The sequence below is a fragment of the Paenibacillus sp. N22P23 genome, assembly GCF_059383735.1.
In genome coordinates this window covers 725,939-739,617 of the sequence record NZ_JBXENT010000002.1, presented here as the reverse complement: position 1 = coordinate 739,617, position 13,679 = coordinate 725,939, and the positions used below count along the sequence as shown (strand labels likewise).

Below are 13,679 nucleotides of genomic sequence, written 5' to 3'. Positions count from 1 at the left end.
AGCGATAAAGGATCATATTTGCTGTGCGTGAGCTTCCGATCTAATAATTATGCAATTTTATTGTAAAATTGTTCAATCTGCTCAAACCGCCTCGCAAAGCGGATCAAATATTACCATAAATCCGTTAAATCCGCTATTCAAGCCCGATTCCTGCCCTTGTATAGTTAATTTATCAAATGAGTAAGGAGAACCAACACATGAAAACAGAAGTCAGAGTATCGTACGCGGCTTCCTTTAGGAAGAGGATTTTATCCGACCGTACGCGGCTGTTTTTGCTCGGATTGCCGATCATTCTGTTAGTCCTCGTCTTTCAATATATCCCGCTGGCTGGGTGGGTATTGGCATTCTTCGATTACAAACCGGGCATCCCGCTGGCTAGGACGCCGTTCGTCGGATTGAAGTTTTTTGAACTAATTACGACGAGCGGAAACGACCTGCTGAATGCGCTGAAGAATACGCTGGCGTTCTACTTCTTAAATCTCCTTACAAGTCCATTGCCGGTCATCTTCGCGATTCTCTTATCGGAAGTGAAGCATACCAGCTTTCAGCGAGTCGTGCAGACGATCATCACACTTCCTCACTTTGTAAGCTGGGTTATCGTCTTCTCGCTAGCATTCTCGATCTTCTCCAATGATGGCCTGCTGAACGAGCTGCTGATGAAGCTGCACCTGATTAAAGAGCCGACAAATCTGCTCGGTAACGGCGACGCCGTCTGGATCTTCCAAACGATGCTGGGGATTTGGAAGTCACTTGGCTGGGGAACGATTATCTACTTGGCCGCCATAATCGGTATTGATCAAGAGCTATACGATGCCGCGCATGTGGATGGAGCAGGGCGGTTCCGCCGAATATGGCATATTACCGTACCCGGTGTAGCACCGACATTTATCGTACTCATGATTCTGGGCATGTCCAATTTACTCTCGGTAGGGATGGAGCAATACCTGGTCTTCTATAACGGACTGGTCGCTGACAAAATAACGGTGCTTGATCTGTATCTGTACCGAACGGGGATATTGAACGCGGATTATTCCTACTCGACGGCACTCGGGATGTCGAAGACCTTCATCAGTATCATTCTGCTCTTCGCTGCCAACGGCATTGCCAAACGGATCAGAGGGTACGGAATTGTATAGCTTAGCTTGGTACAAGGAGAGAGAGTATGAAAACGTCAAACTCAGCTAAATCATCATCCGGCTTGTCCAATATAGGCTTCCAGCTCGTGAATTATACGATCCTCATTCTGTTTATGCTCTTGTGTATCTATCCGTTCTACTATATCTTCATCTACTCCATCAGCGGCTCTCAAGAGGCGATGACAGGGATAACATGGTTTCCCAAAGGGTTTACGCTCGTGTCCTATAGCAAGGTGTTCGAGTTTGACGGGATCTTGAGTGCAACGTTTATATCGGTTTCAAGGACGGTGCTTGGCACGCTGCTGACCACGTTCTTATGCTCGCTGTTTGCTTACTTGATGACGATCGAGCAGTTCCCGATGCGAAAGTTCTTCTACAGGTTTCTGGTCATCACGCTTTACTTCAACGCGGGGCTGATTCCTTGGTATTTGCTCATGAAGAACCTGCACCTCAATGACAATTTTCTGCTCTATATCGTGCCAGGTGCGATCAATGTGTTTTATATTATTTTGATCAAAACCTATATCGAGCAATTGCCTAAGTCATTAGAGGAATCCGCTAAGATTGACGGCGCCGGCTACTTCACGATTTATTGGAAAATCATTATGCCGATATCAACGTCCATTCTGGCTACGATTGCTGTATTTACCGCAGTCGATCAGTGGAACAGCTGGTTCGATAATTATATTCTCGTCAGCGATAAACATCTGCAGACGCTGCAATATGAGCTCTATAAGTATATTACGCAAGCGTCCTCTCTATCGCGGCAATCTGGGATGGAGATTAATAGAGGCGGTGCAAACGCAGTTTATATGACGCCTCAAACGGTACGCATGACGATCACGATGGTCGTTACATTGCCGATACTCTGTGTGTATCCGTTCATGCAGCGGTATTTTGTGAAGGGCATTATGATGGGCGCTATTAAAGGTTAAAGGCTAGATGCTAAGGCTAAAGGCTAAGGATGGATTACCCGGTACGATGCGTACTGATAATCGATATTGAATTAGGAGGAAACGAAGTGAGGAGAAGAAAGGGTATCAGGGGTACTTTGATGGCAATGCTCGCTTTGTTGTTCTTGTTCTCAGCTGCTGCATGCTCGGGGTCAAACAATGCCAATTCGAACACTGCAGATTCGGCGAATACGGGATCAACCAATTCAGATTCAAAGGAAGCGACTGCGCCGGAGCCGGTCACGATCACGATGCTGGTCAATCAAGCGCCTGCAGTTCCGTTTGCTGAAACGGAAGTTGGCAAAGAGATTCAGAAGAAGCTGGGCATTACGGTGGAGTGGGTAGTAGCCGAAGACGAGAAAATTAAAGTGCTGCTAGCTTCGGGAGACCTCCCGGACATCATTATGCTGAAGCCGGAGGATCAAGCGCGTGTTATCGAGGGCGGGCAAGTCATTGCCATGGATGACATGATCGAATCGAAGGGTCAAAATATCTTGAATAACGTACCTGAGGTCGTAGACTTCATGAGAAAGTTCCGCAGTAACGGTTCCAACAAGCTGTACTTCATGCCGGTAAACTCCGGGCCAGATATGATGGGCTTTGAAGCGAGCCTCGGCGTGGTTACGAGATGGGACTACTATAAAGAGCTTGGCTATCCTGCGATTACAAGTGAAGATGAACTGCTTACCATTCTTAAACAAATGCAGGATAAACATCCGAAGACGCCTGAAGGCTACAAAACGTACGGGGTAGCAGCGTGGAATGACTGGGGCTTGTGGAGTTACTACATGCCAATGGCGATTCTGTACGGATATGCCGATTGGGGCAATAACGGCTATGTCGTGAAATCCGATACGAATGAGCTCGTAAACAACTTCACAGATACAGAAGGCCCACTATGGAAAACGGTAAACTTCTACTACAAAGCGAGAAAAATGGGCCTGCTAGATCCGGACTCCTTAACGATGCAATCCGGTGACTTTAGTGCCAAAATGGCAAACGGGTCGATCCTCTACTCTCCTGCGAGCTGGTTTAACGGCGGGTTTAACGGCAAGAACAATGCCAATGCAGTCGGTTATGCTACGATCCCGCTGGAATGGGGCCATCAGTGGAATGGTGCCAACCAATTGGGCTGGTTCGACAAGTCGCTCGGCATAACGAAGAACTCCAAGCATCCGGATCGCGCTATGGATCTGCTGAACTTCCTTTGGTCGTATGAAGGCTCGCGCCTTGCTTACAGCGGTGTCAAAGGAACCGACTGGGATTTGATAGAAGGCGTGCCAACGATCAGCGATGCGATGAATAAAGCGAAGATTGAGAACGGCGATGCGTTCAGAAACACAGGTGTTCGTGCCGCGCAAACCGGTATTTACAATGGATTGGGTAACTTTGTTATCAATCCGGAAGATAAGACAGAAGTGGATTTGTTCAGCTCTGGGAAATCGTTTAACGGTCTGCTTGATCCGCTTACGAAAGATTTCAGCGATCATTACGGTGTATCCTTCCCTGCTGAAATTTTCCTCAAAAACGTAGAGGCAGGCAAGTCCATTAACCAGCAAAACATGGATACTCGCATTCCTGCTGCGCTTCCTAGCACACCGGATGATATTGCGAGAATCGATGCCAAACTGAAAGAATTGATGATCAAAGCAGTTGCGAAAGCGATTATGGCGGATTCCGATGCTGACTTTGATGAGATTAAACAAAAGACATTGGATGATTTGAAATCAAACGGAGTCGAAACCTCCAACACATGGTGGGTTAAGGCATGGGATGAGACGAAAGCTGCAGTCAATCAATAATTAGCCGCACATGGGGCACATCGCTAAGCATGACGCGGCGATGTGCCCCGTTTGATGAAAGGGAGAGAAGGAATGGGGACGTTAGCGAAAGATCAGCGGTTGCAGCAGTGGTACCGTGATGCGCGTATCGGTTTGTTCGTGCATTGGGGTATGCACACAGGGGAGCACAAGACAGATCCGTTCGGACCGGATTTTCGGTACATTTATGAGACGGTTGATGCCTTTGATCAGGCTGTGGAAGAGGCAGGTTGGAACGCTCGGCGGTGGGTGGATACGGCTGTGAAGCTTCGTGCCAAGTATATAACGCTGGCTACGTTTCACTGTCAGCAGGGTTATTTGAAGATCTGGAAATCGGATGTGCCTGGAAGTCAGAGCACGCGGCGGGATTATTTGCAGGAGATGCTCGATGCTGCAGAAGCCGAAGGCATCCGGGTTATTGTTTATATAAACCGCGATTCGAAGAATGCCATTCACGGCGGAATCGAATGGTTGAACAAGGAAGCGTACCAAGTTTATAAAAATGATAATGTGGTTGATATTACTTCGCGTGAGGGCTATCTGGCCTATAGCATAGAAGTCATGGAGGAGCTGCTGGATCGTTATCCGCGTGTGGCTGGCTTCTGGTTTGATGGTTACCATGACAAGCTCGAAGCGCAGGAAGTATTTGCTAGGCTCCATCGGAAGCGAGAGAACATCATTCTCATCAACAATGATTTCAGTACAGGGCCAGTCGAAGACGAGGATGCCATGGCGCTGGAGGATTTCGGCAAGGTATGCCATCCGGCCTATGATTGGGCAAGCGGGACATGGGTTGGGCCGGGGGATAAGGAGTTTGCCTTCAAGGCCAAATGGGATTGGTGGTACCTAGGGGAAGGAAATGCTTCATGGGGTGGATTTGAAGATAACTATGCGGATGTGCCGGATAACGCCACGATTGTGAAGAAGATCGTTTCAGTTGCAGGTACGTCTTGGAATGCCCATCTTGGGTACGGTCCGAAGATTGGCGGGGAATTTCCGGAGGTACTGGACAGCTTCACGAATCATTTTGACCGTTTCATGACTTGGGCTGAGGAGTCGATCTATGGAACGGTTGGAGGCGGTTATGATCAAGGCGGATTTCCTCCGGGACATTGGAATGAAGGGGCGTATGGGGTTACAACGGTAGTTCCCGGAGGGGAAACGCATTATCTGCATGTCCTTACTCCGCCTCGTGATCAGCTTCTGGTCTTGCATGATGCGGGCTACGATGTGCTTGCGGCCGTTGACTTGAAAACAGGTGAGTCGCTGTCGTTCAAGCAAAAGGATGGGCATTTGATGATCGATGTTCCATCATGGGAAACGGTTCGAGTTGATGGAGATATGGTCATCAAGTTGAATGCAGCCTCTCAGGTTCGCATTGTCCCAACAGCGCTGCTTGCTGCCAAGGCCAGCTCGGAGCTTCCGTATGCCTCGGCCGTCAATGTGCTTAACGATAACTATCACTCTTACTTCCGAGGACCGGCGATGCATACATGGCCGCAGTCGTTGACCGTGCAGTTGACTTCGGGCGACTCTGAGTATGAGTGGATCGGGCTTTGTGTCACGCAGCCCGAGACCGGCGCTGTCCTTGATGGGGGCTATGCGGCTCCAGTTGGCGAACGGCTCAAGGCTTATGATCTTCATGTCAGCCAAGACGGCGCGAATTGGGGCGAGCCAATAGCGTGCGGTGAGCTGCGTAATCAGCGCGGCATGCAGATGATCTCGTTCCCGCCGGTCAGCGGGGCAACTTATATCAGGCTGACCGCGTTGAGCAATCACGGCGGAACGGAAACGTTCCAGCTGATCAGCTTGAGGCTGGTGCATGCTTGATGTTTTTTGTGAGAGAGTAGCGATGGAAGAGCTGGGAGAGCGGAAGATCGGGAAGAGCGAGAAGAGCGGATAGAGCGGGAAGAGTGGGAAGAGCGGGAAGAATGGATGAGCGGGAAGAGCGGTGAGAGCGGACGAGAAGGAAGAGCGGGAAGAGTGGATGAGCGGATAGAGCGGGAAGAGCGGATAGAGCGAGAAACGAGAAGATCAAGAGCCGAGACGCGCTAATCGCGAACCGAGAACCGAGACGCGTGTGAGACGCGCTCGGTTTTTTGTTGTTTAGGATTAACATGAGCGACCTAACATGCGGAATGCGAGCCGCGATAGTTCTAACGAATCGTACAGGGCTTATTTGCGCCGAAATAGCCCCAAAAAAATTCTAACGAATCGTGGAGGCCCTATTTGGCGGTTTAGAGCAAATTTGGTGCCGGATTTCCCATAATAAGGCCTCTACGATTCGTTAGATCCTCGGAGGCGAGGAATCCGGCCAAATAAGGCCTCTACGATTCGTTAGCTTTTCGCAAAAATTCTAACGAATCGTACAGGGCTTATTTGCGCCGAAATAGCTCCAAAAAAATTCTAACGAATCGTACAGGTCCTATTCGGCGGTTTACGAGTAAATTGAAGCCGATTTTCCCAAAATAAGGCCTCCACGATTTGTTAGATTCTCGGAGGCGAGGAATCCGGCCAAATAAGGCCTCTACGATTCGTTAGCTTTTCGGGGAATGAGGGAAGCATGATGTGGGAAGCGGAATGCGAGCGTTCAGCTGTGTTGATAGATGAAAGATACGTTTTGCGATGAGTGAGATGGCGCAGGGTGAAAGCTGTGCCATATTTAGTAGCTACTGTTTTGCATAGCTTCAGTTTGCTTAGCTACTGTGTTCAAAGCTTCTGTATTGCAATAATCCTGTTTTTTCAAAATAGGCTGTTTCCGCCAGTAATTCATAGTTGACTTATCGGATTAATGCGTTTATTATAAAAACCAATAACAAATAGCAAGAGACCTACCGGACAACCGGAGGTTTCCGAGGCCGATACTCCTATATGGGGATTGGACTGCGGAAGCCTCCGGTTTTTCGTTTGGAATCCAAGAAAAAAGGGGTTTTGAAAGATGACAACACCATCTAAATCTAAATCGTTACGAGCCATCTCCCTGCTCGCGATCTCACTTCTTAGCTTCGTCCTTATCTTATCAGCATGCGGCAACAACAATTCCGGAGGGGCTGCGGAAGGGAACAAATCCACGACTGCATCAGGCGAGACAACAACGGATGCTCCTAAAGGCTCCAAAGAAATTCGTATCGGCTATCAGAAATACGGCACGGTTAATATTCTCAAAGCGAAAGGTACGCTGGAGAAACGATATGAGGCAGAAGGTTATAAAGTGACGTGGACGGAGTTCCCGGGCGGACCGCAATTGCTTGAAGCGCTCAACGTCGGCAGCATCGACATCGGGCATACCGGGGAAGCGCCGCCGATCTTCGCGCAGGCAGCCGACACGCCTCTTGTCTACTTGTCCCATGAGCCTGTAAGCCCGAAGAGCGAGGGTATTATCGTACCGAAGGATTCCAAGATCGCTACGCTAGCTGATCTGAAGGGCAAGAAGATCGCCCTGAATAAAGGCTCCAATGTCCACTATTTGCTGGTCAAGGCACTTGAGAAAGCAGGAGTGGATTACAAGGATGTTACGACAGTTTTCTTGAAACCCGGCGATGCAAGGGTCGCATTCGAGAACGGAAGCGTAGATGCCTGGGTGATCTGGGATCCGTTCCTGGCTGCTGCTCAGACGGCAACCGGAGCGAAGCTGCTTACGGATGGAGAAGGACTTGTATCGAATATCGAATTCTATCTGGCTTCGCGTTCGTTCGCAGAAGCGAATAAGCCGGCTATCGATTCGTTCATCGACGAGCTGAACAAGGTTGACGAGTGGTCCAAAGCCAACCAGAAGGAAGTGGCGGCGCTCCTGTCACCACAGCTCGGAATCGACATTCCATCGCTTGAGCTCGCATCAGGTCGCAGAGATTACGGCATATCGCCGATCGACGATGCCATTATCGAAGCACAGCAGAAGATTGCGGATACGTTCTTCAACCTACAGCTGATCCCTAAAGAAATTAATGTTAAGGATGCCACACTGAAATAATGGACTGAAATAATCGAACATGTGAATGTAGATGAAAGGGTGATTGAAATGGAAGTATTCTGGTTTATTCCGACACACGGAGATGGGCGTTATCTGGGTTCTGCTGAAGGAGCACGCGCCGTTGATGCAACGTATATGAGGCAAATCGCACAAGCGGCGGATCGACTTGGTTATAGCGGTGTTCTACTGCCGACAGGGAGCTCATGCGAGGATGCATGGGTAGTGGCTTCTTCTCTCATTTCGGCTACGGAGAAACTTAAGTTTCTCGTCGCTCTGAGACCGGGCTTGATGTCACCGACCTTATCGGCCAGAATGGCTGCTACTTTCGATCGCCTTTCCGGAGGGAGACTGCTCGTCAACGTTGTGACAGGGGGAGACCCGGTTGAGCTGGCGGCAGACGGTCTGTTTCTGGGACACGATGAGCGATACGATTTGACGTCTGAGTTTCTAGACGTGTGGCGCAGGGAGCTCGCAGGAGAAACAGTTGACTTCGAAGGGACTCACTTGAAGGTGGAGGGCGGCAAAGTTCTCTACCCATCGGTTCAAAAGCCGTATCCACCGCTCTATTTCGGCGGATCATCACCGGCTGCGCAAGAAGTCGCAGCTGACCACATCGACGTTTATCTGACCTGGGGTGAGCCCCCGCAAGAGGTAGCCGAGAAGCTGGATCGCGTTCGCCAATTGGCGGCGGAGCGTGGCCGTGAAGTTCGTTTCGGCATTCGTCTTCATGTTATCGTTCGCGAGACGTCCGAAGAGGCTTGGAAGGAAGCCGATCGCCTAATCAGCAAAGTCGATGAAGAAGCAATAGCAGCAGCCAAGAAGGTGTTTGCCCGTTACGATTCGGAAGGGCAGCAGCGAATGACGCGCCTTCACGGCGGGGATCGAAGCCATCTTGAAATCTACCCGAACCTATGGGCAGGTGTAGGCCTTGTTCGCGGAGGGGCTGGAACAGCACTTGTTGGCAATCCGGCCGAAGTAGCTGCACTCATGCAAGAATATGCGAATCTCGGCATTGATACCTTTATTTTGTCAGGTTATCCGCATCTCGAAGAAGCGTACCAATTTGCGGATCTCGTATTCCCGCTGCTGCCTTTGAACCGGGTTGCTGCGGCGCAAGGTCCGACTTCGACCAGTCCGTTCGGCGAACTCATCGCGAACTCGATCAAGCCGTCGGAACGAGCACCGGTCAGCTAGGAGGGGAAGCAATGAAGAGTCCAGCAGATAACAAGTGGAAAACCAGAACGCTATCCGTAGGACTTGAATGGGTCATTCCGATCCTGGTCGTGGTGCTGTGGCAGTGGCTCGGCAGCGTGGGATGGATATCCTCCCGCATATTGCCGACACCGCTATCTGTAATGGAAGCAGGCGCTAAGCTCGTGCGAAGCGGAGATTTGTTCATCTATATCGGGGACAGCACGCGTCGTGCACTTATTGGCTTTGCAATTGGCGGCGGCATCGGTTTTGTCCTGGCCATTCTGAACGGCTTGCTTCCATTATCGGAAAAGCTGACGGATTCCAGTATCCAAATGATCCGTACGATCCCGCATTTATCTCTTATTCCGCTCATCATTGCTTGGTTTGGAATCGGTGAGCAAGGCAAGATTTTTCTAGTAGCACTGGGAGTCGCTTTTCCGATCTATTTGAATACACTCCATGGCATAAGGTCTATCGATCCCGGCTTAATTGAGATGGGTCGGACTTACGGTTTGAGAGGTTACTCGCTCTTTCGCACGATCATTTTCCCAGGCGCTCTTCCATCTATTCTAGTAGGGCTTCGATTCGCGCTCGGCATTATGTGGATTACGCTGATCGTATCTGAAACGATATCCTCGAATAGCGGTATCGGCTACATGGCCATGAATGCCCGTGAATTTTTTCAGATGGATGTCGTCGTGCTCAGCATCGTCATCTATGCCTTGTTAGGTAAGCTTTCAGATTGGATGGCGAAGCTTATGGAAAGGAGCTGGCTGAAATGGCATTCGCACTTCCGTCCAGGAAAATAAGCATGGAACCTGAAGAGAAGACAGCGCTGGTTGTGCATGAAGCCCCTCGCGGACTTCAAGTGGATGTAAGGAATGCCGGAGTTCGCTTCGGGGATCTCGCCGTTCTGCGGGAATTGGAGCTATCCATTCCAGCCGGCCAATTCCTAGCGGTAGTAGGCAGAAGCGGCTGTGGCAAGAGCACCTTGCTTCGGCTTCTCGCCGGTTTGGAGGCCGCATCGCAAGGTTCAGTTTCATTTGGCGGTGTTGGTGCAAATTCCAGAGGGCTCAGATCAGATGTCCGAGTCATGTTCCAAGACGCAAGGCTGCTGCCTTGGAAATCGGTGCTCGATAACGTTCGGATTGGCGTGCCGGGCGGCGACCGCGCCAAAGCCTTGGATGCACTGGAGCTCGTTGGACTCGCAGATCGTGCGAAGGAATGGCCGTCTGTTCTGTCAGGCGGTCAGAAGCAGCGCGTTTCGCTGGCTAGGGCGCTCGTCGGAGACCCGAGTCTGCTGCTGCTTGATGAGCCGCTTGGTGCACTCGATGCGCTTACCCGTATCGAGATGCAGCAGCTGATCGAGCGGTTATGGAGGGAGAGGCGGTTCACTGCCGTTCTCGTGACGCATGACGTCAGTGAGGCTGTCGCCCTCGCCGATCGTGTCGTGCTTGTGGAGAACGGTACCCTTGCGCAGGATGTGTCTATCGCATTGGCTCGCCCGCGCGAGAAGGATAGCGGATTTACCCATTATGAGAACACGATATTAAATCGCGTACTTGCGAGGCGGCCGCCGGATGGTGATCGCAACGGATTTTCAATTTAATCATTGCGGAGGTTCAAACGCAAAGAACCCCTTCACGCTTCTGCATGAAGGGGTTCTTTTGTATATTAATATATTTCAATCATGATTAAACGCCGTTCCTCGATTCTAGCGCGACCATCGCTTGTTGCGAGCGCCCCTTAACCTTCGCGGTTTGAATGAGACGCTGCAGGATGCTGAAGAGCTGAATCGGATCGAAAGGTTTCGCGATGTAGGCATCCATGCCGCTGTGCAGCACCTGTTCGCTGACGCCTTTCATCGCATCGGCGGTCATGGCGATGATCGGGGTATGCCTCGCGACATCAAGCTTGCGAATGGCTTGCGTAGCCTCGTAGCCGTCCATCACCGGCATTTGCAAATCCATTAAAATGGCGTCGTAAGGCTGGCGCTGCACCCAGTCGAGGGCTTCTTGGCCGTTCGCGGCCACATCGACATGGACACCGATCTCCCGCAAAATTTCTTTGGCCACCAGTTGGTTAATCTCGTTATCTTCCACGAGCAGGACGCGCGTATCGCGAAGCGCCTTGAACGTATCGGATTGCTTGGCGTGCTGCGGCGTCGCGTGCATCGCATAGAAGTAATGCTGGAACAAGCCGACCAGCTCGTTATAGAGCTGGGATTGGCTGATCGGATAATGAAGCACCTTCTCGATGGCGTGCGATTGTTCGGCTAGCTGCAAGCTCGGCTCATGAATGGCGCTGACCAGCACGATGACCTGCAGAGGCGCCGAGAATTCAAGCTTGATTCGCTCCGCAAGCTCAATGGCCGAAGCGCCTTGCAGCCTCCAATCCACAATAACGAGGTCATACCGCCCGTTGTTGTAAATTTGCTCGATGGCATCCGTATCCGAATGAGCCGTACCGACGATGCAATGGAATTGCTCGAGCTGATTTTGGAGCACCTGCTGCATTTCCAGATTGTCGCATACAAGCAAGATGCGGAGAGCCGTCAGCTTCATTTCCCCCGGTACGGCGAGCGATGCTCCCGGACGGTGACCGAAATTGGCGGTGAAGGAGAAGCAGCTTCCTTGTCCGTGCTCGCTTTCGACCTGGATGGTGCCGCCCATTAGCGTCACGAGGTTTTTGCTGATGACAAGACCAAGGCCGGTTCCGCCGTATTTACGGGTAGTCGACATATCCGCCTGCGTAAATTCGCTAAACAATCTGCTTTGCTGCTCGCTCGATATCCCGATGCCCGTATCGCGTACGGCAAACGACAAGGTAACGCTTCGATCGGCTTGCTGGACCAGCTTGACCTCGAATGTGATTTCGCCTTCTTGCGTAAATTTGACGGCGTTATTCGAGAGATTGAGCAGGATTTGATTTAATCGGAACGGATCGCCGATCAGCATTTGCGGTACGTCGGGGTGTATGGAGAAGCAAAGCTTCAAACCTTTATCGAACGCCTTGATGCTAATCAGATGCGAGAGCTGGTTTAGAATCTCGTAAAGATCGAATTCAACTTGTTCGAGCACGACTTTTCTCGCTTCGATTTTCGAGAAATCGAGCACATCATTGATGAGGGTAATCAAATTTTTGGCGGATAGAATGGTGTGGTCCAAATATCCACGCTGCTGCTCGGTTAATTCGGTTTGCTGCAGCAGGTAGCTGAGTCCGATCACCGCATTCATCGGCGTACGAATTTCGTGGCTCATATTGGCGAGAAACTCGCTCTTGGCCCGGTTCGCGGAATCCGCCGACTCTTTGGCTTCCGCCAGCATGGCGTTCTTGTGCTCCAGCTCCGTCGTTCTTTCCTCGACAAGCACCTCAAGATGCTCTTTGTAATGGTGCAGCGACTCTTCGGCCATCTTCCGTTCGGTGATATCCATCCCAGCGCTGATCGTCCCGATTAGTTGACCGTTCTCGTCATAGAGCATCGTGTTGTTCCACGAAATGATCCGTTTGGCGCCGGATCTCGTCACCAGCGTGCTCTCGATATGTTCAAACCCCTTGAAGGATGGCTGGCTCACTGCTAACCGGTACGCTTGAATTAATTCCGGATCGCTTCCGTCGAACAAATCGTTGTGGAACCAATTCTTTCCGAGCAGCTCGGCCTCCGAGCTCCCGATGATACGGCAGCCTTCGCGATTGATCATCGTGATGCGGCCGTCCGCATCGTAAGCGACCATGATAACTTCCACGATATCCAGGTACTTCTGCGCTTTTTCCTTCTCAAGCGTAAGATCCCGGTTTGCCCTCTGGCGAAGCGAACGGTTCACCAGAAGGAAGATGACACCGATCACAATTGCGATGAGGCTAATCAGAATGCCTAACGTTTGCGTTCTGTTCTGACCACTGGATGATTTCTCTACATCGCGCTGGGTGCCGTGAATATTGTAATCCACCCATGCTGTCAAAGCGGCATCCGCTTGCTGCCGAGTAGGCGACAGCCGATTTAGCATGTCTAAGCCTGTAGCGAAGTCGCCTGCTTGGACCGTATCCACCAACAATTGTCCGGATGCAAAATAAGTTGCCGTGGTCTCGGAAACCTTCAGGTAGAGCGCGATCTCTTCTGCTGAATTGTTTAGTTGGGCGTAGCCGGTAAACTCTTCAATGAAGGTATCACGCGCATTGTGAAACTCTCCTGCTAGCTGCTTCAATTGTTCATCGTTTGAGGACAGCAATAGTTTGTGCAAATTGACGCGTACTTGGGTGAAATCTTCTTGGAGCTTCATAATCTTTGCAATACTCGGCATCCAGTTGGTATCGACTTTATGGATCGTTTGCTTGAGATCGTTCGCTTGATAGACGGATAGGGAGATTAGAGCTACCAATAATGCAAAAAAGATCAATAAAATCGTTCTCATTTGATGTCTGATAGACATTGGATGCACTCCTTATAGTAGGAAAAAAGTCATGTGAATGCGTATTCAAAGCTAGCATAATCTGCAAGCGTTTCCTTGTCTATGTGAAAGGAGACTTAATTTTACAATTTATAACAAGTTTCAACATAAAAATATGCTGGCTAATGGGGGGTATCCCTTATGCGGTCAGTTTTTTT

The 13,679-nt window shown here is 50.4% G+C and carries 9 protein-coding genes; 8 read left to right on the top strand and 1 reads right to left on the bottom strand.

Annotated features, from left to right (window positions below):
* The first annotated feature begins 197 nt into the window (after window positions 1-197).
* The 8 genes from AC506A_RS13820 to AC506A_RS13785 all read left to right on the top strand — a co-directional run bounded on the left by AC506A_RS13820 (window position 198) and on the right by AC506A_RS13785 (window position 10,682).
* A complete protein-coding gene (locus AC506A_RS13820; RefSeq protein WP_495461572.1) occupies window positions 198-1,136 on the top strand; it encodes an ABC transporter permease in 939 nt (312 codons plus the stop codon).
* 26 nt (window positions 1,137-1,162) lie between these two features.
* Complete coding sequence (locus AC506A_RS13815) at window positions 1,163-2,071, top strand: carbohydrate ABC transporter permease (RefSeq protein WP_495461571.1); 909 nt, start codon at window positions 1,163-1,165, stop codon at window positions 2,069-2,071.
* 86 nt (window positions 2,072-2,157) lie between these two features.
* Window positions 2,158-3,891, top strand: a complete 1,734-nt coding sequence (locus AC506A_RS13810) for a type 2 periplasmic-binding domain-containing protein (protein ID WP_495461570.1) — start codon at window positions 2,158-2,160, stop codon at window positions 3,889-3,891.
* Window positions 3,892-3,963: 72 nt separating this feature from the next.
* Complete coding sequence (locus tag AC506A_RS13805) at window positions 3,964-5,739, top strand: alpha-L-fucosidase (RefSeq protein WP_495461569.1); 1,776 nt, start codon at window positions 3,964-3,966, stop codon at window positions 5,737-5,739.
* 1,108 nt (window positions 5,740-6,847) lie between these two features.
* Window positions 6,848-7,879: a sulfonate ABC transporter substrate-binding protein gene (locus AC506A_RS13800; protein ID WP_495461568.1), complete on the top strand. Its 1,032-nt coding sequence runs from the start codon at window positions 6,848-6,850 to the stop codon at window positions 7,877-7,879.
* Window positions 7,880-7,927: 48 nt separating this feature from the next.
* Window positions 7,928-9,073: an FMNH2-dependent alkanesulfonate monooxygenase gene (ssuD, locus tag AC506A_RS13795; protein WP_495461567.1), complete on the top strand. Its 1,146-nt coding sequence runs from the start codon at window positions 7,928-7,930 to the stop codon at window positions 9,071-9,073.
* An 11-nt stretch (window positions 9,074-9,084) separates the two neighbouring features.
* Window positions 9,085-9,882: an ABC transporter permease subunit gene (locus AC506A_RS13790; RefSeq protein ID WP_495461566.1), complete on the top strand. Its 798-nt coding sequence runs from the start codon at window positions 9,085-9,087 to the stop codon at window positions 9,880-9,882.
* Window positions 9,883-9,884: 2 nt separating this feature from the next.
* Complete coding sequence (locus AC506A_RS13785) at window positions 9,885-10,682, top strand: ATP-binding cassette domain-containing protein (protein WP_495461899.1); 798 nt, start codon at window positions 9,885-9,887, stop codon at window positions 10,680-10,682.
* 85 nt (window positions 10,683-10,767) lie between these two features.
* Here the strand turns inward: AC506A_RS13785 and AC506A_RS13780 are convergent, their stop codons facing one another.
* Window positions 10,768-13,503 (bottom strand): response regulator, encoded by a 2,736-nt coding sequence (locus AC506A_RS13780; RefSeq protein WP_495461565.1) that lies wholly within the window; start codon window positions 13,501-13,503, stop codon window positions 10,768-10,770.
* Window positions 13,504-13,679: the final 176 nt, after the last annotated feature.